Annotated in this window: 20 protein-coding genes; 7 read left to right on the top strand and 13 right to left on the bottom strand. The window is 68.9% G+C overall.

Translation table 11 applies throughout. The features are described from left to right. Positions 1–14 precede the first annotated feature (14 nt). Positions 15–632 (top strand): hypothetical protein, encoded by a 618-nt coding sequence (locus ACIQTT_RS07300; RefSeq protein WP_402788079.1) that lies wholly within the window; start codon positions 15–17, stop codon positions 630–632. A 44-nt stretch (positions 633–676) separates the two neighbouring features. Here the strand turns inward: ACIQTT_RS07300 and ACIQTT_RS07295 are convergent, their stop codons facing one another. The 4 genes from ACIQTT_RS07295 to ACIQTT_RS07280 are packed head-to-tail and all read right to left on the bottom strand — an operon-like array spanning position 677 to position 4,151. Then, positions 677–1,435: an SDR family oxidoreductase gene (locus ACIQTT_RS07295; RefSeq protein ID WP_402788077.1), complete on the bottom strand. Its 759-nt coding sequence runs from the start codon at positions 1,433–1,435 to the stop codon at positions 677–679. 15 nt (positions 1,436–1,450) lie between these two features. Further along, complete coding sequence (locus ACIQTT_RS07290) at positions 1,451–1,834, bottom strand: hypothetical protein (protein WP_402788074.1); 384 nt, start codon at positions 1,832–1,834, stop codon at positions 1,451–1,453. Next, positions 1,831–2,703, bottom strand: coding sequence for an aldo/keto reductase (locus ACIQTT_RS07285; protein WP_402791139.1), 873 nt, complete (start codon positions 2,701–2,703; stop codon positions 1,831–1,833). The genes ACIQTT_RS07290 and ACIQTT_RS07285 overlap by 4 nt, the downstream gene beginning before the upstream one ends. Before the next feature lie 2 nt (positions 2,704–2,705). After that, positions 2,706–4,151: an MFS transporter gene (locus ACIQTT_RS07280; RefSeq protein ID WP_402788071.1), complete on the bottom strand. Its 1,446-nt coding sequence runs from the start codon at positions 4,149–4,151 to the stop codon at positions 2,706–2,708. Between the two features lie 100 nt (positions 4,152–4,251). Between ACIQTT_RS07280 and ACIQTT_RS07275 the strand changes: the two genes are divergently transcribed. After that, positions 4,252–5,157, top strand: coding sequence for a helix-turn-helix transcriptional regulator (locus tag ACIQTT_RS07275; RefSeq protein WP_402788068.1), 906 nt, complete (start codon positions 4,252–4,254; stop codon positions 5,155–5,157). Here ACIQTT_RS07275 and ACIQTT_RS07270 read toward each other — a convergent pair. The 6 genes from ACIQTT_RS07270 to ACIQTT_RS07245 form a co-directional block, all read right to left on the bottom strand. Beyond that, positions 5,154–5,969 carry a 3-octaprenyl-4-hydroxybenzoate carboxy-lyase gene (locus ACIQTT_RS07270; protein ID WP_402788065.1) on the bottom strand — a complete coding sequence of 272 codons (816 nt, stop codon included), beginning with the start codon at positions 5,967–5,969 and terminating at the stop codon, positions 5,154–5,156. The genes ACIQTT_RS07275 and ACIQTT_RS07270 overlap by 4 nt on opposite strands. A 52-nt stretch (positions 5,970–6,021) precedes the next feature. Next, positions 6,022–6,426, bottom strand: coding sequence for a VapC toxin family PIN domain ribonuclease (locus ACIQTT_RS07265; protein ID WP_402788062.1), 405 nt, complete (start codon positions 6,424–6,426; stop codon positions 6,022–6,024). Beyond that, positions 6,423–6,638, bottom strand: a complete 216-nt coding sequence (locus ACIQTT_RS07260; protein WP_402788059.1) for a type II toxin-antitoxin system VapB family antitoxin — start codon at positions 6,636–6,638, stop codon at positions 6,423–6,425. The genes ACIQTT_RS07265 and ACIQTT_RS07260 overlap by 4 nt, the downstream gene beginning before the upstream one ends. Before the next feature lie 51 nt (positions 6,639–6,689). After that, a complete protein-coding gene (locus ACIQTT_RS07255) occupies positions 6,690–7,787 on the bottom strand; it encodes a fatty acid desaturase family protein (RefSeq protein ID WP_402788056.1) in 1,098 nt (365 codons plus the stop codon). A gap of 26 nt (positions 7,788–7,813) precedes the next feature. Next, positions 7,814–8,068, bottom strand: a complete 255-nt coding sequence (locus ACIQTT_RS07250) for a hypothetical protein (RefSeq protein ID WP_402788053.1) — start codon at positions 8,066–8,068, stop codon at positions 7,814–7,816. Positions 8,069–8,166: 98 nt separating this feature from the next. Continuing rightward, the gene (locus tag ACIQTT_RS07245; protein ID WP_402788050.1) at positions 8,167–8,673 is read right to left on the bottom strand and encodes a hypothetical protein; all 507 of its coding nucleotides are present in this window, start codon (positions 8,671–8,673) and stop codon (positions 8,167–8,169) included. A gap of 94 nt (positions 8,674–8,767) precedes the next feature. On the opposite strand from ACIQTT_RS07245, the gene ACIQTT_RS07240 reads away from it, so the two are divergent. The 4 genes from ACIQTT_RS07240 to ACIQTT_RS07225 all read left to right on the top strand — a co-directional run bounded on the left by ACIQTT_RS07240 (position 8,768) and on the right by ACIQTT_RS07225 (position 12,870). Next, entirely contained in the window at positions 8,768–9,067 is a 300-nt protein-coding gene (locus ACIQTT_RS07240; RefSeq protein WP_402788047.1) for a hypothetical protein, read from the top strand. A gap of 166 nt (positions 9,068–9,233) precedes the next feature. Further along, complete coding sequence (locus tag ACIQTT_RS07235) at positions 9,234–10,208, top strand: ABC transporter permease (protein WP_402788044.1); 975 nt, start codon at positions 9,234–9,236, stop codon at positions 10,206–10,208. Continuing rightward, positions 10,205–11,182 carry a carbohydrate ABC transporter permease gene (locus tag ACIQTT_RS07230; protein ID WP_400441184.1) on the top strand — a complete coding sequence of 326 codons (978 nt, stop codon included), beginning with the start codon at positions 10,205–10,207 and terminating at the stop codon, positions 11,180–11,182. The genes ACIQTT_RS07235 and ACIQTT_RS07230 overlap by 4 nt, the downstream gene beginning before the upstream one ends. A 59-nt stretch (positions 11,183–11,241) precedes the next feature. Then, positions 11,242–12,870, top strand: coding sequence for an extracellular solute-binding protein (locus tag ACIQTT_RS07225; RefSeq protein WP_402788041.1), 1,629 nt, complete (start codon positions 11,242–11,244; stop codon positions 12,868–12,870). Positions 12,871–13,033: 163 nt separating this feature from the next. On the opposite strand, the gene ACIQTT_RS07220 is transcribed toward ACIQTT_RS07225, so the two are convergent. Genes ACIQTT_RS07220 through ACIQTT_RS07210 form a run of 3 tightly spaced genes read right to left on the bottom strand, consistent with a single transcriptional unit; the run spans position 13,034 to position 17,616 of the window. After that, on the bottom strand, positions 13,034–14,200 hold the full coding sequence (locus tag ACIQTT_RS07220; RefSeq protein ID WP_402788039.1) for an ROK family protein: 1,167 nt from the start codon (positions 14,198–14,200) through the stop codon (positions 13,034–13,036). A 34-nt stretch (positions 14,201–14,234) separates the two neighbouring features. After that, positions 14,235–15,182, bottom strand: coding sequence for an acetylxylan esterase (locus tag ACIQTT_RS07215; RefSeq protein WP_402788036.1), 948 nt, complete (start codon positions 15,180–15,182; stop codon positions 14,235–14,237). After that, positions 15,172–17,616, bottom strand: a complete 2,445-nt coding sequence (locus ACIQTT_RS07210; RefSeq protein ID WP_402788033.1) for a glycosyl hydrolase family 95 catalytic domain-containing protein — start codon at positions 17,614–17,616, stop codon at positions 15,172–15,174. Before ACIQTT_RS07210 ends, ACIQTT_RS07215 begins: the two co-directional genes overlap by 11 nt. Before the next feature lie 163 nt (positions 17,617–17,779). Between ACIQTT_RS07210 and ACIQTT_RS07205 the strand changes: the two genes are divergently transcribed. Further along, positions 17,780–20,251: a X2-like carbohydrate binding domain-containing protein gene (locus tag ACIQTT_RS07205; RefSeq protein ID WP_402788030.1), complete on the top strand. Its 2,472-nt coding sequence runs from the start codon at positions 17,780–17,782 to the stop codon at positions 20,249–20,251. Positions 20,252–20,329 lie beyond the last annotated feature (78 nt).

Genomic DNA, 20,329 nt, shown 5'->3' with positions numbered 1-20,329 from the left:
TTCCCGAGGAACCCATGAAGTGGTCAGCGCCCGCCGTCGGCCTCCTGCTCGCGATCGCGCTCGTCGGCTGCACGCCCGCCGTCGACGCGTCGGGCCCGCCGACCCCGACGCCGAGCGCCTCGGCATCGACGCCCGCCGAGCTCGTGCCGGGCTCGACCCTCGAGCGATCGGCGGTCACGGCCGCGGTACCGGACGGTGCCGCCCTCTCGGTGGTCGTGCCATCGGATGCCGGGGAGGAGGAGAACGCGGCGCTCGCCGCCGTGCAGGACGCGGCCGCCCGCCACGGAGCCACCGTGCGAGTGCACGCGGACACCGACGCCGTCGCGGCCGTGACAGCCGCTCTTGCCGATCGCCCTGATGCGGTCGTCGGCATCGGACCCGCGCTCGTCGGAGTGCTCGATCGAGCCTCCGCCGCCAACCTCGACGTGTCGTTCCTCGTGCTCGGCACGCAGCTCGCCGAGCCGACCGGCAACGTCATCGCCGTCACCTGGCCCGGGGCCGAGGAACGCGCTGTCTTCGCCGACGATCCGGCTTCCTTCTCCGGTGGCGCCGACTACGCCGGCGAGGCGCTCGAAGTCGGGCTCGCCGCGTTCGCCTCCGGCCTCGACGGGCACGTCATCGCGCTCGATTGAGGCGTTGCACGGCTCCGACCCCCCTGGTCGTACCGGCGACGCAGCTAGATCCGACCGGGCGCCACCCGATCGAGATCGGCGCGCACCTCGACGGGCTCCTCGCCCAGCGGCAGGTTGTCAACATCGTGGGCGCCGTCGATCCCGGTGTCGGGGTCGAGGGCGGCGAACAGCGGATCGAGGTCGGTCTGCGCCGGGCCCCGCTCGGCCACCAACTCGAACGTCTTGTTCGTCGCGGCATCCGATGTCAGCGATGCGACGAGCACCTCGGCGATCTGCGCACGCGCGATCACGCCGTCGGCCGGACTGCCGGCGGTTCGGGTGTCGCCCTGCAGGAAGTGCAGCTCGTGCTGGTCGTCGTCGTTGTAGTCGAACCAGCTCGGGCGCACGATCGTGTACGGGTGCCCGCTCGCGCGGACGAGGCGCTCGCCGCGGCGCTTCCAGTCGTGCGCATGGCTCGACCGGTTGTACGACCCGTCCCGATACGTGACGCCGATCGCGGTCATCAGCGCGATGCGCACGGGGCGATCGCCGATCGCTGCGAGGACGCTGCGCACACCGCCGTAGTCGACGTCGCGGAAGCCCTCCTCGCCGCCGTGGGTGCCGTGGGTGAACACGACTGCGTCGATGCCGTCGACCGCGTCGGCGAGTGTGGAGGGATCGGTGAGGTCGCCGCGCACCGTGCCCTCGCCGTTCGCGCGACGGCTGAGCACGCGGACCCGGTGGCCCGCGTCGGCGGCGACCCGGGCGACATGCCGACCGATGCTGCCGGTGCCGCCGACGAGGAGGATGTTCAGGGATGTCATGGTTCTCCGTATGCGTCAGGCTCTCGCCGCGTCCTTGATCTCGGCCAGAGCGTTCATGAACCCCTCGGAGCAACCGCTGGCTCCGGCCAGGCGGTCGAGGGCGATGGTGTCGATGTCGCGGCCGATGATCTCGTCTCCGAGCGCTGCGGCGAACCGCCGCTGGTGCTCGAGGGACGTCGGATCCTCGGCCGGTGTGGTGATGGCGACCTCGGTGACGCGGTCATCCTCGATGGTCAGCGTCACGTCCTGATGGGAGGGCAACGAGCCGTACCACCCGGTCGCCTCGTAGCTGCCGTCACGGTAGTCGACGGCATCCGTCGGTGCGGCGGCGCAGCCGGTCAGGCCCGCTGCCACCAGCGCACCCATCGCTCCCGCTGCGCCCGCCGCACGATGAGTCATGCTTCGGGGATCTCGCGGCTGAAGGTCTCGAGCGTGACGTCTTCGGGCTCGGGGCCCCGGCGCACATCGGTGTCGAGCGCGTCGATCGCGGTGAGCTGGTCGGCCGTGAGCTCGAAGTCGAAGACGTCGAAGTTCTCGGCGATGCGCGTGGGACGCACCGACTTCGGCAGCGCCGAGCGCCCCTGCTGCAGGTGCCAACGCAGCATCACCTGCGCGGGAGACTTGCCGTGCTCGGCACCGATCGCCTGCAGCGTCTCGTCGTCGAACGCGGATGCGCCATTCGGGCGGTACGCGGTGATTCCGCCGATGGGCGACCAGGCCTGCGTGACCGTGCCGGCCGCGGCATCCGCCTTCTGCACGTCGCGCTGCTGGAAGTACGGGTGCACCTCGATCTGGTTGATCGCGGGCACGACCGAGGTCTCACCGGCCAGGCGATCGAGGTGGCGGCGCATGAAGTTGCTGACGCCGATGGCGCGCACGCGTCCGTCGGCGAGCAGCGTCTCGAGAGCCTTGTAGGCGCCGACCGTCAGATCGAAGCGCGAGGGCAGGGCCTGGTGCAGGATGAGCAGGTCGAGCGTGTCGACGCCGAGCTTGCCGGTCGACTTCTCGAACGCGTGCAGGGTCTCGTCGTAGCCGAAGTCGTTGATCCAGACCTTCGTCTCGATGAAGATCTCGTCGCGCGCGATGCCCGAGCGGCGGATCGCCTCGCCGACCTCGCGCTCGTTGCCGTAGGCGGCGGCGGTGTCGATCAGGCGGTAGCCGGTCTCGAGGGCCGAGGTCACGGCCGCGGTGGTCTCATCGGGCGCGGCCTGGAACACGCCGAAGCCGAGCGCGGGCATCGTGACGCCGTTGTTGAGTGTGAGATTCATGGTCATACCTCCAGTGTGGGAGCGGATGCGGGGGAGTGGGAGGGGCTGGTGTTACCTCCCTGCACCCCGGCCGAACGGCGGCCGGGGACGATCAGAACGAGCGCCAGCGTCAGCGCGATACCGAGGAGCACAGCGGCTCCGGTGAGGGCAGCCGACACCTCGGCGGAGAGGGCGACCGCCGGGTCGGCGCCGGGAACATCGGATGCCGCGGCCACCGCGACGAGGATCCCGAGGCCCAGCGACATGCCCACCTGATGGAAGGTGTTCACGGCGCCCGAGGCGGCCCCGGCGTCCGACGCGGATGCTCCGGCGATGCCGAACGAGGTCATCGGGGCGAACGCCAGACCCTGACCTGCGCCGATCAGGAGCATCGGCAGGGCGACACCCGTGACATAGGTGCTGTGGGCGCCGAGCTGGCCGAGCCAGAGCATCCCGGCCAGCGTCAGCAAGATGCCGACGACGAGCGGCCACGTGCCGCCGATGCGACCCACGAGTCGCGGGATCGCGAGTGCGACGACGAAGTTCACCAGCGTCATCGGCAGGAAGGCGAGCCCCGCCTGCAGAGCGGTGAAACCTAGCACGCCCTGCAGGAACTGCGTCGTGAAGAAGAAGAACCCGATCATCGCGCCGAGGTAGGTGAGGCGCACGAGATATGCACCGGTGCGCGTGCGGCTGCGGAAGAGCCGCAGCGGCAGGATCGGCTGCGCGGCCCGGGCCTCGGCGAACACGAAGACGATGAGGAGGGCGACCGCGGCGGCGAACGAGGCCAGGGCGATCGGGTCGGCCCATCCGGCCTCCGACCCGTGCAGGAGCCCGAAGACCAGCGCGCCGATGCCGAGCGTCGACGTGAGGGCGCCCACGACGTCGAAGCGTCCGCGCGCCGTCTCGGTCTCGGGCAGGAACCGCGGGGCGAGGAGGATCATCGCGGCGCCGATCGGCACGTTGAGCCAGAAGCCCGCGCGCCAGCTCAGCAACGTGGCGGCTGCTCCACCCACCAGCATCCCGAGGCTCGCTCCGATGCCCGCCGTCGCGGCGTACCAGGCGACCGCACGGTCGCGCTCGGCGCCCTCGAAGCTCGCCGTGAGCAGTGACAGGGCCGACGGTGCGACGATCGCCGCGCCGACTCCTTGCAGCGCCCGTGCGGTGATGATCCACCACGCGGCGGGCGCGACGGCGATGAGCAGGGAGGCGATCGCGAACACCGCGAGTCCGAACACGAAAACCCGCCGTCGACCGAGCAGATCGCCGGCCCGGGCCCCGAGCAGCAGAAGGCCGCCGAACACCAGCGTGTAGGCGTCCTGCACCCAGGCGAGCTGAGACGGCGACAGCCCGAGCTCGGACTGCAGGCTCGGCAGCGCGGTGAAGATCACCGAGTTGTCGAGCAGGATCATGAAGTAGCTGACGAGGATGATCGTCAGGATCGCCGCTCTGTGCCGTGTCGAGGTCATGCCTCCATCACACGCCGGTCGCGCCATCCGGAGCAGTGACGGTCCTCCCCGGTACTGCCAGTACCTCCCTTCGCCGCGCTGCGAGGCGTACGGTCGGAGCATGGACACCCGCAGCGAAGCACGCGAGTTCCTCTCGACGAGGCGCGCACGCATCACCCCCGACCAGGCCGGACTCCCGGCGTTCGGGGGCAACCGTCGCGTGCCGGGGCTGCGTCGGGAGGAGGTCTCGCTGCTCGCCGGCGTGAGCGTCGACTACTACACGCGTCTGGAGCGCGGCGACCTCTCGGGCGTCTCCGACAGCGTCCTCGACGCGCTCGCGCGGGCACTGCAGCTCGACGACGCCGAGACCGCGCACCTCTTCGATCTCGCCCGCGCGGCCAACGCCTCACCCGTCGCGCGCAAACCGCGCAAGAAGACCGAGGCCATCCGCCCCAGCATCCAACGTCTGCTCGACGCGATGACGGGTGCACCCGCCCTCGTGAGCAACAACTACTTCGACTACCTCGGCGCGAACGCGCTGGGGCACGCGCTGTACGCGCCGCTGTGGTCCGAACCGAGCCCGAACAGCGCCCGATTCGCGTTCCTGAACCCCGCGGCGCAGGAGTTCTACATCGACTGGGACCGCAATACGCAAGACCTCGTCGCGGCCATGCGCGGCGAAGCCGGGCGCAACCCCTACGACCGCAAGCTCAGCGACCTCGTCGGCGAGCTGTCGACGCGCAGCGATCGGTTCCGGATGCTGTGGGCCGCCCACAACGTGCGCTACCACCGCAGCGGCACCAAGCGACTCAACCACCCGGTCGTCGGCGAGATCGAACTCGTCTACGAGGCCTTCGAGCTGCCGGCCGACCCGGGACTGCGGATGGCGACCTACACCGCAGAGCCGGGCACCCCCTCCGAGGACAAGCTCAAGATGCTCGCCAGCTGGGTCGCGACCGAAGCCGAAGGGGCCGACGCTCCTCGACCGTCGTCGGGCGCGAAGTCCACTCCCGCCCGCGACGCCTAGTCGTCTTCGAGCACGTAGGCGCCGGAGGCATCCGTGAACAGCGCCGTCTGGCCGGGCAGGGCCTTCTGCGCGAAGTCCGCGATCCACGGGAACCGGGCAAGGTACGAGTCGACCGACCACACCTCGTGGTTCGCGGAGTCGTTCATGTAGGCATCCGATTCGAGTCCGGTGACCGACTGCAGGTGCGCGCCCGTGAACGTGACCCAGCGGGGCGGATGCTCGGCGTGCAGCTTCGAGAGGAACACGGGGCGGTTGCCGGCGATGCCCGCGGGCGTGGCCACCATGTCGTCGCGGGTCACGTCGAGCAGCGCGTCGAGGGAGCCGGCCTCGGCGACCAGCGCATCCCAGCCGCGTGCCGCGGCGAACGCCGCCTCGGTATCGGTGAGCAGGCGCAGCGTGCGCACATGGCCGACGACTGCACCCTCGTGCCGCACCTCGTCGAACGAGCCGCCCCACCGAGAGCCCGTCGCCATGATCGCCGTGATGCGCGTGCCCGAGAGGAACGGCTCGGTATTGCGCCAGGGGGCGCCGACCGGAGGTACCCGGCGATTGCGGGCGATGTCGTCGCAGACGATCTCGATCGCGGCGAGAGCGGCGCCCTGCTGCCCGTCGATTACCTCGACCGCCAATTCGACCTGCTCACCGGTGTCGGTCGGCAGGCGCGAGGCGCCCAGCGTCATCACCGTCACCGGCGCGTCGGTCGGGCGCTTTTCGACCACACGGACCGACCCGCCGATCAGCTCGGGGAAGACCGTCGGCGCGACCCCCAGCGAATCGAAGACGTGTTCGGGGAAGCCGTGATCCGAGGTCATCGCCCGAGTCTTCCAGTCGCCGTGGGGCGAGGCAACGGGGGTGGGTACCGCCTCAGGCCTCGACGTACTCCTGGCGGACGGCGCCGTCGGTCGCCCGCTCGATGAAGCCGAAGTCCCGATCGGAGTTCAGGATGACCGCCTGATTCGCGACAGCGTAGGCGGCGATGAGGCAGTCGAATGCTGCGGCGGCGCGCACCAGGCCCGAATCCCAGAGCGCCTGCTGGATGGCGAGAGCATCGTGTTCGGATGGATGATCCCACGCCGGGAGGAGTCCCTCCATGTCCTCGCGGAGTTCGCGGTACTCCTGAGGTGTTCTCGCCGAATGGCAGTACTCGAGGACCTGCGGCGGACACGTGAGGATGAGATCCTGCGGGGCGATCTCCCGCAGCCGTCGAGCGATCACGTCGCTCGAACCCGCTTTCTGCCAGATGCTGTTGTCAATGAGGTATGTCGTCACGACGCGGCGGGCGAGGGCGTGATCGTCGGAGCATCGATCTGGTCGGCCTCGAACCGCCGAGCGATGATGCGCTCGACGGCGACCGGCTGTCGACGCACGGCGATCAGCGTGCGCAAGGCGAGGTCGACGGTTTCCCGGTTGGATGACGTGCCGGCGAGTTCCTTCGCCCGACGAAGTTCCTGCGGATCGATGTCGATAGATGTGACGGTCACGTCGCCCCCTTCGCTATATAAGCAAGTATATAACGAAGATCCATGTTCCGTCTAGGTCGAGCCGATGAGGCTGCGCTGCTCGATGAGCGGGCAGGTGAAGACGTCGCGCTCGCCGAGTCCGACCCGGTTGATGTAGCGCACGACGATCGCATACGAGGTGAGCAAGCCCACGGAGGTGTACGGCACGTCGTGCGTGCGGCAGTACTCGGCGATCATCGGCGCCGCACGGCGGAGGTGCGGGCGGGGCATCGACGGGAAGAGGTGGTGCTCGATCTGATAGTTCAGTCCGCCCATCACGACGTCGAGCAGGCGAGTGCCCCGCACGTTCCGGCTCATCATCACCTGACGCCGCAGGAAGTCGAGCGTCATGTCGCGCGGCACGACCGGCATCCCCTTGTGGTTCGGAGCGAAGGCGATCCCCATGTAGAAGCCGAACAGGCCGAGCTGCACGGCCAGGAAGACGAAAGCGATACCCGGCGACAGCACGAGGAAGACGAGCGTCAGAAAACCTCCGAGGCGGATGCCGAGGAAAGCGATCTCGACCCATCGCCGTTCGAGACGACCGCGCGCGAACACCCGGCGCACGCCCGAGGCGTGCAACGACAGCCCTTCGAACAGCAGGATCTGGAAGAAGAACACGCCCTGATGACCGCGCGTCCAGGTGAGCACCGGACCGCGATGCTTCGCCGCCGTCTCGGCCGTGACGGCGATGACGGGGAGTTCGATGTCGGGGTCGGATCCCAGCTTGTTCGGGTTGGCGTGGTGGCGGGTGTGCTTGTGCTGCCACCAGCCGTAACTCATGCCGACGAGCAGGTCGCCGAGGATCAGGCTGATCCAGTCGTTCCAGCGCCCCGAGACGAAGATCTGCCGATGTGCGGCGTCATGACCGAGGAAAGCGACCTGAGTGAAGACGATCGCGAGCGCGGCGGCCGTGAAGAGCTGCCACCACGACTCGCCGATCCAGACGAACGCCGCGAGGCACAGGGAGACGACCAGCGGCGCGGCGATGAGCTTCGTCCAGTAGTACCCGTATCGGCGGCGCAGCAGGCCCTGGTGGCGGACCTGCTGCGCCAGCTCGGTGAACGCGCGCGTCGCGCGCGCGGTGCCCTCGCGCGGACGGGTGCGGATGGTCGGGCGGATGTCGTCCATGACGACCTCCTTCTCCGGCGTCGCCGCTAGCTGCGGACTGCGCCTCCTTCTTCGACCCAGTCCTCGATGCGGGAGTCGTCGTCGTCGGACGACCGATCGCTTGTGGAGGGAGGGGTGAACACGACCGCGTCGCGATCAGCCTTGCGCGTGGACACCGCTGCGACGGCGTAATGGTCGGGGGCGTCGGTGGTCATCGGTGCGGCGGGAAGCGAACCGACGAGGACGGACCCCAGGCCCAGCAGTTCAGGGCTCTGCCCTGCGATCTTCAGTTGTACGTTCATTTCCCGACCATAGGCCCGGGGCGCGGGCGCGGGCAGGGCGTTGACTCCGCGGAACATGCGTGCGCGCGAATATGGCGCGCACGTACGGCATGCGCGGATCAGCCGTGCGCGAGCACCTGCAGGCCGATGACGGCGAGGCCGAGCGCCGCTTCGGCTCCGAGCGCGATGAGACGCTGGAGCCACGTCAGTGGCATCCGTCGAACCGCGATCCAGCCGATCACGATCAGCGAGAGGAGCAGGGCGATCGCGCTGGCGCGTAGCGCGGCATCCGTCGACCAGGCGTCGAGAGCGGCGAATCCCAGGAACACGAACGGCAGCACGACCGTGCCGAGAGCTCCGAAGCTCGACGCGAGGGCGTGCCGCAGTTCGGATCGAGTGAACAGACGCTCGTGCACGACGAGGTGCGAGATCAGGTCGGCGGTGAAGACGGCGAGCAGGGTGCCCATCACCGTGACGATGAGCGTCGTCGCCGCCTCGCCGGCGCTCACGTGGCCGTGGGCCGAGAGCGTGATCACGACGGCGAGCGCGGCGAACGTGAGGTAGATCCGCTCCTTGAGGTGGGCGGCGCGGGCGGCGCGTTCGGCCTCGTCGATCTTTTCGGCCATGGGACTCCTGGTTCGCTCTGCGGGTGTGCTGACCAGGCTACGTCGCCCCGCGGGAGACGTTGTGCCGCCCTCGACTGGTTGTTACGGTCGTCGGATGCTTATCGCCGGGCTTCTCGTCTCCACCGCCGGTCTCGCGCTCTTCCTCGCGTCGCTGATCCGAGTCGTGCGCGCCAACCCCGGGCGGCGGGTGCCGTACTGGCGTGAGGCGGAGATCACGCCGAAGTGGGCGATCGCGATGCGCGCAGGAGCTGCTGGTCTCCTCGTTCTCGGGGTGGGGCTGGCCTCCACGGCCGCCGACGTGGCCTGGCCGTGGGGAGCTCTTCCCCTGCTGCTGGTATGGGTCGCACTGACGATCGCCGTGATCGCCACGCACAACGCGCGCATCCGCCGCTGACGGCATCCGTTCAGGTCGCACGAGAGGTCGGTATCCGCTGCGATACCGGCCTTTCGTGCGCCCGGAACGAGGAAGCGCTCGGGGGAGACGTCGGATGTTCGGGTTGCGCATCGGCCTCGGCGGTGTTTATATTACGACGTAAAGTAATTCTCCCAAGAAGGTAGATATGACGCTCACCGTCGAGCACGACCTCCCCGCCGCGGCAGCGGCGGCTCCGGTGGAACGGCCGAAACGGCAGTCCCGGTTCCGCCGAAGCTTGCGCCGCTACTGGCAGCTGTACCTCCTGCTGCTGATCCCCATCATCTGGTTCATCGTGTTCCGCTACATCCCGATGGCCAATGCGGTCATCGCGTTCAAGAACTACAACCCGATCGACGGCGTCTGGGGGAGCCCGTGGGTGGGGTTCGACAACTTCGCGAACCTCTTCCGCAATCCCGTCTTCCCGCGCCTGGTCGGCAACACGTTCATCCTCGCCGCGTACACCCTGCTCGCCAGCTTCCCGCTGCCGATCATCCTCGCCCTCGCGCTCAACGAGGTGCGCCTGCGCTTCTTCAAGCGCACCGTGCAGATGGTCACCTACGCGCCGTACTTCATCTCGACCGTGGTCGTGGTGTCGATGACGATCCTGCTGCTCTCGCCGCGCGTCGGGCTGCTCGGCCGCACCTTCAGCTTCTTCGGCGCCGGGCAGGTCGATCTGCTCGCCAGCGCCGACTTCTTCCGGCACATCTACGTCGCCACCGACATCTGGACCACGACCGGATACTCGGCCGTCATCTATCTCGCGGCCCTCGCCTCGGTCGACACCTCGCTCTACGAAGCCGCCAAGATCGACGGCGCCAGCAGGCTCCAGAAGATCTGGAACGTCGACATCCCGGCGCTGCTGCCCACGGCATCCATCATCCTCATCCTGGGGGTCGGCAACATCATGGCGATCGGATTCGAGAAGGCGTTCCTCCTGCAGAACGCGCTCAACCTCTCGACGTCCGAGATCATCCCGACCTACGTGTACAAAACCGGCATCCTCAATGCGAACTTCAGCCTCGGAGCGACGATCGGGCTCTTCAACGCCGTGATCAGCCTCGTGCTGCTGCTCGTGGTGAACACGGTGTCGAAGCGAGTGACGGGAAACGGACTGTGGTGACCACGATCAACACCGAGGCGCTCCTGACCGAAGAGGTCGTCGTCGCGAAGAACAAGAAGCGTCGACCGAAGCGCGACCCGCTCACCCGCGGCGTCAAGGTCAAGGAGACCAAGACCGACCGCGTGTTCATCGCCGCGGCCTACATCCTGCTCACCGTCTTCCTGCTGGTCGTGCTGCTGCCGCTGCTGAACATCCTCGCGAGCTCGGTCTCGAGCCCGCAGGCCGTCTCGGCGGGACGCGTGCTGTTCTGGCCCGTCGACTTCACTCTCAAGGGCTATGAAGAGGCGCTCGGCAACCCCGCGATCCTCCGCGGGTTCGGCAACTCGATCTTCTACACCGTCGTCGGCACGCTCATCAGCGTGCTCGGCACCGTCGCCGTCGCCTACCCGCTCTCGCGGACCCAGCTCTTCGGACGCAAGGTCATCACCGGTGGCGTCGTGTTCACGATGCTGTTCAGCGGTGGCGTCATCCCGATGTACCTCGTCGTGCAGTCCCTCGGCCTGCTCGACACCCGCTGGTCGATGCTGCTGCCCAACGCGATCGGCGTCTGGCAGGTGATCATCGCGATCGTGTACTTCCGCTCGGCCGTGCCCGATGAGGTGTACGAGGCGGCACAGCTCGACGGGGCATCCGAACTGCGCATCCTCTGGACCATCGTCGTGCCGCTCGCGAAACCCCTGCTCGCCGTCATCGCCCTGATGTACGCGATCATGCAGTGGAACTCGTACTTCGACGCCCTGCTCTACCTGCGCAACGCCGACCTGCAGCCGCTCCAACTCGTGCTGAGGGGACTCCTGATCCTCAACGACTCGGGCGGTGGCGGCGATGTCGCCGAGCAGCTGCGACGCCGTGAACTCGCCGACCTCATGCGGTACTCGACCGTCGTCATCGCGACCATCCCGATGCTCGTCGCCTACCCGTTCGTCGCGAAGTACTTCAACAAGGGGATCATGGTCGGCGCCGTCAAGGGCTGACACCTCTCACAGACCCACCACCACACACCCCCATTACCCGGGCAAAGGAGATTCCGGCAATGAGACACAGCATCATCCGAGGAGCGGCGGCCGTAGGCGCCCTCGCTCTCGCCGCAGGAGCGCTGGCGGCGTGCACGTCGCCCAGCGACGACAACGGCAAGCTCGTCGCGTTCGGCCCGCAGGGCGACAACGGCTCGCTCAAGGACAACGCGTTCACGAAGCTGCTCGAGGAGAAGTTCGACATCGACTTCGACTGGCAGACCACCACCTACGACGGCAGCGTCGCCGGAGAGAAGCGCCAGGTGTCGCTCGCCAGCGGCGACTACCCCGACGCGTACTTCCTCGTGCCGTGGGTCGACGCCTTCTCGCGCAGCGAGGTGCTCAAGTACGGGCAGCAGGGCGTGCTCGTGCCCCTCGAAGACCTCATCGACGAGTACGCGCCGAACCTCAAGGAGCGCTTCGAGGAGAAGCCCGACTGGAAGCAGTCGGTCACCGCGCCCGACGGGCACATCTACGCGATCACCCAGTGGACCGAGTGCTTCCACTGCAGCTACCCGTCGAAGCTCTGGGTCAACACGACCTGGCTCGACAAGCTGGGGCTCGAGCAGCCGACCGACACCGAGGAACTGCGCGAGATGCTGCGCGCGTTCAAGAACGACGACCCGAACGGCAACGGCAAGGCCGACGAGGTCGCGCTCAGCGCCTCGTCGGGCGAACCGGTCATCAACTACTTCATGAACGCCTTCACCTACGCCCCGTACGGTTCGCCTACGAGCCCGCCGCCGATGGTGCTCGACGGTGACGAGGTCACGCTCTCGGCGACCACCGACGGATGGCGCGAAGGCCTGAAGTACATCTCGTCGCTCGCCGACGAGGGACTCATCGACACCGCGTCGTTCACGCAGAACGGCGAGTCGCTGCGCGCGCTGGGCGACAACGCCGAGGCCGAGATCCTCGGCGCTGCGGCGGTGCTGCACCCGTACGAGATCGTCACTCAGGATTCACCCGACGGGCGCGACACGCACTACGACGCGGTGCCACCGGTGAAGGGCCCCGACGGCACGCAGTTCGCGACCTACCGTTCGCCGATCAGCTCGCTGGGCATGTTCGCGCTCACGAACAAGTCGACCGAGGAGGAGCGCATCCAGGCGATCAAGGCGATCGACTACCTCGTGACCGACGAGGGCGACAAGCTCGGCGCCATGGGCCCCGAGGGCGAGGCGTGGGTTCCGGCCGAGCCGGGCGATGTCGCCCTCGACCCCGAGCTCGAGCCGACCTTCAAGCCGCTCACCTACGACGAGACGTCGAACGCCTCCTGGCGCTCGATGGGGCAGTACTGGGACTCGCTCGAGTTCCGCAACTCGCAGGTCGTTCCGGAGGACATCTACGCCCCCGACGGGTACGAGCGTCGTCTGCTCGAGGCTACGAACCTCTACGAGCCTTTCGCTCCCGACGAGAGCCTCGTCTTCCCGTCGGAGAAGCTGTGGCCGAACCCCGACACCTCGGCGGAGATCGCCGAGCTGCAGACGAACATCGCGACCTACATCACGCAGGCGCAGGCGGAGTTCGTCACGGGGCAGCGCGACATCAACGACGACGGCGCATGGCAGTCGTACATCGACGACCTGAACGGCCTGGGCGTCGACCGCTATCTCGAGCTGCAGCAGGAGCTCTACGACGCACTGTGATCGAGTGAACAGGAACTGCCCGGCGGATGCTTCCGCCGGGCAGTTCTGCGTGTGGTGGGTTGCGACGCTTCGGCAGCCGCAGTTCCGAACTGGGTCCCGGAGCCTGTCGAAGGGTCCCGCCCCGCAGGCTGGATTCGGAGCTGCGATGCTTCGACGGACGAGCTCAGCGCACGAGCGACTGGATCGCGGCCGCGGCGGCCCCGCGGGCCCAGTCCTCGAAGGTGTGCGGGCGTGCGACGATACGGCAGCGCGCCGCGGCGCCGAACGCGTGCGCCTCGAAGGCGCTGCGCAGCGTCTCGTCGAAGAGATCGAAGTTCGACACGCCCTCGCCGCCGATGATGACGAGCTCGGGGCCGGTGAGGTTCACGAGCGTGGCGATGGCGGTGCCGACGATCTCGGCAGCCTCGCGGAATGCTGCCTCGGCCGCGGGGTCTCCGTCGTGGGCGAGGCGCACGGCCTCGTCGATGCCGATGATCCGCCCGTGCGCGGCTGAGACCGCTGCTTCGATGGCGGGCGTCGCGGCCACGGCTTCGACGCAACCGTTGCGTCCGCACGGGCATACGCGTCGCGGGTCGGCGAGGGGCAGGTGCCCGATCTCGCCGGCGACGCCGTAGGCGCCGCTGACGACCTGGCCGTTCACGTGCAGGCCGCTTCCGATGCCACGGCCGATCGTGACGATCGCGAACGAGGCGGTGCCCAGGCCGATGCCGAACCAGTGCTCGCCGACGGTGAGCGCGTGCACGTCGTTCTCGAGAGTGACCGGCCGGCCGATCCGGTCGCGAAGCCGCGCGGCGAAGTCCTCGTCGGTCCAGCCCATGATGGCCGACTCGCGAACGATGCCGTGGCGGCTGTCGACGTCGCCTGAGATCGAGACGCCGAGCCCGGCGATCGCGGCGGAGCGCGGCCCGAGTTCATTCTCGAGAGACCCCACGACAGCGACGATGGCCTCGAGCACGGCATCCGGGTCGTGGGCCGCGAGCGCACGGTGCTCGGAGGCGAGCACGGTGGTCGTGAGGTCGGTGGCGACGGCGATGACTTCGTCGACGTTCACCTTCACGCCGAGCATGATCATCGCCTCGGGCACGATCGACACCGGGGCGACGGGCCGCCCGGGGTTGCCGTCGCGGTGCTCGGCGGGCGGTGCATCCACGAGTCCGGCCGCGACCAGCGGCGAGACGGCCTTGGTGACGGCGGCCTGCGACAGGCCGGTGTGCCGCGCGATCTCGATGCGGCTGATCGGGCTGCGCGTGAGGATGGTCGCGAACACCTTCGATCCGGCATCCGATGCGGATCGGATGAGGGTGGTGCGCGTCGACGTGTCGTGGTCCATCAATTCCTCGTTCGTTATCGGCAACCGTAGCGAATCACGGGCGCAGACGGGCGGCGGCGAACTCGAGGGCGTTCTCCTCGTCGAGGTCGCCACCGGCCTCGTGGCCGTTGTCGGGCCAGAGCACGACGTGCTTCTCGCCGCCATACGCAGTGAAGGCGGGGAGCACGGATGCCGGGGGCGTGACCCCGTCGCGCAGCCCGGTGCTCAGGAGCGCCGGAGCGTTCGCGCGCTTCGCGTGGTTCACGGCGTCGAAGTAGCGGAGGGTGTCGAGAGCTGCTGCTCGATCGAGCCGGCGGTCGGCGAAGTACTGGGTGAGCAGGGCGTAGGGCGCCTCGTCGCTGAGGTCGGCGGCGCGATTCAGTTCGCTGAGGAAGGGGGCCTGGATGATCGCGACGGCGAGGTCGGGTACGAGTCCGGCCATGGCGAGCGCGATGCCGCCGCCCTGGCTGGCGCCGACGACGCCCACGCGTGATGCATCGACCAGGTCGAGCGACCGGAGGGCCTCGACCGCCCGCACCGCGTCGGCGTAGACGCGACGGTAGTAGTACTCGTGCGGCGAGCGCAGACCGCGGGTGAGGAACCCGCCGGCCGAGGGGCCGCCATCGGGGTGGTCGTCGTCGGTGTCGCCGTGCCCCTGCCCGCGGGCGTCGACCACGAGGTGAGCGTAGCCGGCGGCGGCCCAGCGCAGGTCGCGCAGGGCGTGGCCGCGGCCGTTGCCGTATCCGAAGAACTGCACGAGCCCGGGGAGCGGTGCGGTGGTGCCGTGCGGCACGCGCAGCCAGGCGCGGATCTGCGTGCCGCCGAATCCGGCGAACGTCACCTCGTACACGTCGATGGCCGTCATCAGGGCGGGGTGCGGCTCGATCGTGACTCCGAGCGGATGCTGTCTGGTCTCGTCGAGCGTCTCCGCCCAGAAGGCGTCGAAGTCGGCGGGCTCGGTCTGCGTGGTCGGGGTGTCGACCGTCACGAACTCACCGCGCATCGGAGGCTCCGCTCAGAGAAGAAGCGCCGACCGGCACAGCGAGGGTGCCGCCCGCAGGCACGGTCAGCGTCACACGGCGCCCATCGTGCTCGACCTCGACCGTGCGGTCCTCGGCGAGCCGGTTGTGCAGCTGCGCTTCGGTGAGGTGCCCGTCCGACCAGGCGACGTCGGCGACGAGACCGGTGCGCACACCGATGCCCTGCACCTCACCGGTCGTCCAGGCGACGGGCAGCGCGGGCAGCAGCCGCACGACGCCGCCGTGGCTCTGCACGAACATCTCGGCGATCGCGGCGGGGAAGCCGAGGTTCGCGTCGATCTGGAACGGCGGATGCGTGCTGAAGAGGTTCGGCAGCAGGCCGCCCCACTCCGAGCCGTCGACCGGGCCGTGGCGCGTGGCATCGCCGTCGAACGGGGTGAGCGCTTCGTCGAGCAGCGAGGCGGCGGTCTCGCCGTCGCCGATGCGGGCGCGCAGCGCGATCTTCCATGCCCACGACCACCCCATCGCTCCGGGGCCGCGCGCATCGAGCAGGCGGATGCCGGCATCGAACAGCTCGGGGGTGCGCTCGCGCGTCGTCACCTCGAGCGGATACATGCCGAGCACGGGGGTGAGGTGGCGGTGCAACGGCTCGACCTCGACCACGTCGGCCGACCACTCGCTGATGCGCCCGTCGGCACGGATGCCGACCGGGGCGAGGGCGCCGAGCGCGCTCGTGATCTCGGACGCGAGCGTCGGGTCGTCGAGGTCGAGGGCGTCGATCGCCTGAAGGGCCCGCTCGAGCAGCCCCTGGACGAGCAGCAGATCGGATGCCGACGTCAGGCCGATCGCGGTGCCCTCGCCGTCGGAGGCGAAGAACGAGTTCTCCGGAGATGTGGACGGCGAGGTGCGCAGGCGTCCGTCGGCGTCGGGCACGAGCCAGTCGAGGCAGAACTCGACGGCACCGCGCAGCACGGGCCAGATGCGCGCGCGCAGAAGGTCGCGGTCGCCGCCGAACTCGTAGGCGTCCCAGAGGTTGTGGGTCAACCAGACCCCGCCCATCATCCAGATCGCCCAGCTCGGGGCGCCGTGGCCGTCGCCGACCGGCAGTGCCCAGCCCCACACATCGCTGTTGTGGTGGGCCACCCAGCCGCGAGCCCCGTAGAGTTCGCGGGCCACATCGGCGCCGTTCTCGGCGAGCTTCTCGACGAGCGCGAGCAGCGGCTCGAAGGAGTCGTCGAGACCGAGCACGGGAGCAGCCCAGTAGTTCATCTCGGTGTTGATGTTGATCGTGTAGTTCGACGACCACGCGGGGCGCAGCTCGGCGTTCCAGATCCCCTGCAGGTTCGCGGCCGGGCTGCCGGCGCGCGAGCAGGAGAGGAGCAGATACGCGCCGAACTCGGCGATCACGGTCGTCTTGAGGGCGAGGTCGTCGCCGCGCAGCAGATCGCGCTCGACGTCCCAGGTGCCCTCGCGCCGCCCGCCGATCGCGAACCGCGCCCGCGAGAGCGCGCGTCGGTCGGCGACGTGCTCGTCGAACAGGATGGATGCTTCGCGGCGAGCGGCGGCATCCGCCTGATCCGCCGCGCGGTTCCGGATCGTCTCGCGCGAGACATTCCGCCACTCCTCCTCGCTCGCGCCGGCCCACCACGACGCGGCGCGAGACGAGGAGGAGAGGAAGATCAGGAGGCGCCGGGCGCCGTGGATGGCGACACCATCGGCGGTCGCCTCGACACGGCCGTCGGTGCTCCACGCGACGGAAGCCGCGGCGAAGGCGTCGTAGCCCTCGTCGTCGGCGTACCGCAGCGGAGTCTGCAATGGTCCTTCGTGCAGAGGTGCCCCGTCGATGGGTGCGACCACGCCGAGCGTCATCCCGCCGTCGCGGACGTCGAGGCCATCGGTGTGCAGGGGAGTGGTCAGCGCGACGGATGCCGTGAACTCGGCGTCGGCCTCGATCTCGATCACGAGCACCTGCGCGGGCGCCGAGACCCACGACCGGCGACGCAGAGTGCCGCCGGGAATGCGCAGCGTCTCGAGCAGCACGGCGTCGTCGAGGTCGAGGATGCGCGCGGGGTGGACGGGCTCGGCGTCGGCGATCCGCACGTGCAGGTCGCCGAGCGGCAGGTACTCCTGCGAATAGGGCCCCTCGAACGCCATGAGGAGGTCTTCGGCGCGGCGCACGTCGTCGGCGTCGAGCGCCGCGCGCACCTCGGCCAGGCGTGCGGGGCCGGCGCCCGCGGCGATCACGTCGCGCAGCGCGCGGGCGGGGCCGTCGGGCGTCCCCGACCAGAGAGTGGAGTCGTTGAGGGCGTAGCGCGCGTCGGCGCCGCCGAAGGTCATCGCGCCGATCCGCCCGTTGCCGAGCGGGGCCGCTTCCTCCCATCGGGTCGCCGGGGCAGCCCACGAGAGCCGGAGATTTCCGGCCGCGGACGAGGGGTTTTCTGCTGCGGAGAGCGACATCGATCTTCCTGTCAAAACCTCGGATGTTTGCTTGCGGTCTCAGCGTATTCATGATTAATTACCGGTGTCAAGTAATTGGCCGGGCCGTCGGGCCCGGCTCTTTCCTGGGGACAACGCGACGGAGCGCCTGGGGTTTCACCGTCGAAACCACCGAGAGGAAATCATGTTCGACACCATCCGTTCGACAACACGGTTGCGATGGACGGCGGGCTTCGCCGTCGGCGCACTCGTGCTCGGAGCAGGTGCCGCCACGGCATCCGCAGCATCCGCCACCGAGGTCCCCGCGACCCCGGTCACCGCAGCGCTCGCGGCGAGCATCGTCGCCGCCACGAACACCGACGAGGAGACCCTCGCAGACAAGCCCTACATGGGCTGGAGCAGCTACAGCATGCAGGTCTACGCCGGCAACGGGCAGGCCTGGATCAGCGCCGACCAGATCATCGCCCAGTCCGACGCCATGCACGAGAAGCTGCAGAGCCACGGCTACGAGTACATCAACATCGACGCCGGCTGGAACGGCAGCAACGACGAGTACGGCCGCCCGATCCCGAGCGAGACGCTGTACCCGAACGGCCTGCAGGCCGTGATCGACCACGTGCACGGCAACGGCCAGAAGATCGGCCTCTACTTCATCCCCGGCATCTCGGAGTCGGTCTACGAAGCCGCGTATCCCGTCTACGGCGCCCCCGAGTGCACGACCGCCGACGTCGTCAAGCGGCCCGTTCAGCAAGCCGACTACTGGGGCATCGGGCACCGCATCGACTTCTCCACCCCCTGCGGTCAGGCCTACATCGACTCGATCGCCGACATGCTCGGCGAGTGGGGCATCGACTTCGTCAAGTTCGACAGCGTGACCCCGGGGTCGGGCGTCGGCGACCTCTCGCTCGATGCCCGCGACGACGTCGCCGCGTGGTCGCGGGCGCTCAAGCGCAACAACATCTGGTTCGAGCTCTCCTGGGCACTCGACATCCGCTACGCCGACTACTGGAAGGAGCACGCCGACGGGTGGCGCATCGACTGGGACGTCGAGTGCTACTGCGAGAACGAGGCCCTCACCACCTGGGACAACATCGCGCGGCTCTTCCCGAAGGCCGCGGAATGGTGGCGGCACGCAGGGCCGAACCCGGGCTGGAACGACTTCGACTCACTCAACGTCGGCAACGGCAAGATGGACGGCCTCACCAAGGACGAGCGCCGCACCGCGGCGACGTTCTGGGCGGTGTCGTCGGTACCGATGTACGTCGGCAACGACATGACGAACCTCGACGACTACGGTCTCGAGCTGCTCACCAACGACGAGGTCATCGCCGTCAACCAGGCCGGGCGCCCCGCTCACCCCGTCTCGACCGGCTCGTCGCGCCAGACGTGGTTCTCGACCCACCCCGACGGCTCCGTCACGGTCGCGGTCTTCAACCTCGGACGCACGGATGCCGACATCACCGTCTCGCTCGCCGACCTCGGCGTCGAGGGTGAGGTCAAGGTCCGCGACCTCTGGAAGAAGAAGAACCTGGGCAAGGCGACCGGCGAGTTCGTCGCGACCGACGTGCCCGTGCACGGCACCCGCCTGTTCACCTTCACCCCGGCGAAGAACAGCACGCTCACCCTCAACGACGACGACGCGCGGCTCACCTACGAGGGTGCGTGGACGCGCAACGGCCGCGCCGAGGTGCCCGCCCGCGCCCAGGCGCTGACCGTCTCGTCGTTCGACTCGTCGCAGGGCGGAACGGCTCCCGAGCCCGGCCCGTCGAACGTGCGCACCATCAACAACAACGACCCCGGCATCGTCTACAGCGGCACGTGGAGCCAGAGCGGCGGACGCGGCATGGGCGACTACCAGGACGACGTGCACTACGCCGAGGCCAACGGGTCGGCGTTCGAGTACTCGTTCGTCGGCACCGGGATCGACTGGTTCACCGAGACGCACTCCTCGCAGGGCGAGGCCGAGATCTATCTCGATGGCGTGCTGGTCGACACGGTCGACACCTTCCAGGCCGACGGCCGCGGGGTGCAGCAGCAGGTGTACACCGTGCGTGATCTGCCCAACGGTTCGCATGCGCTGCGCGTGGTGAAGAAGTCGGGCCAGTTCATGCTGAACGACCGCCTCGACATCGTGCAGGAGGGCGTCATCGACGTCGACCACCTGGCGTTCGACCGGGCGGCCCCGGCGGATGCCGTCGTCACGCTGCTCCGTGACCCGAGCGAACTGCTCGGCATCTCGCGCGACGGCACGGCTCTCGTCGACGGCACGGACTACACGATCACGGGTGACGAGATCACGTTCGCGAGCGGGTTCCTCGGCGCGCTGCCCGATGGCGACACGGGGCTCGAGCTGCGGTTCCGCGGCGACTTCCGCGACGACGTGCACGCCACGGCCGACGACGGAGCGGCAGTCTCGTTCACGTTCAGCGGCAAGAAGCTGACGCTGACCGGCGCGACCGGACCCGATCAGGGCACCGCCGAGATCTATCTCGACGGCAACCTGATCGAGACGGTCGACCTGCACAGCGACACCCGCCTCACGCAGCAGGTGCTCTTCACGCTCGAAGACGTGAAGAAGGGGGATCACACGATCAAGATCGTGAAGACCTCGGGCGACCTGCTCCGCTTCGACAGCCTGTCGTACGTGACGCGGTAGTGCTTCCGGAGTCGGGCGGAGTGTGTGCCGCCCGTCTCCGGCAACGCGGAGACGCCCCACCGGGCCCGACCGGTGGGG

This window comes from Microbacterium sp. NPDC090225, from assembly GCF_044772365.1.
In the GTDB taxonomy this organism is placed as follows: Bacteria; Actinomycetota; Actinomycetes; order Actinomycetales; family Microbacteriaceae; genus Microbacterium.
This window is presented reverse-complemented; position numbering and strand designations above follow the sequence as displayed.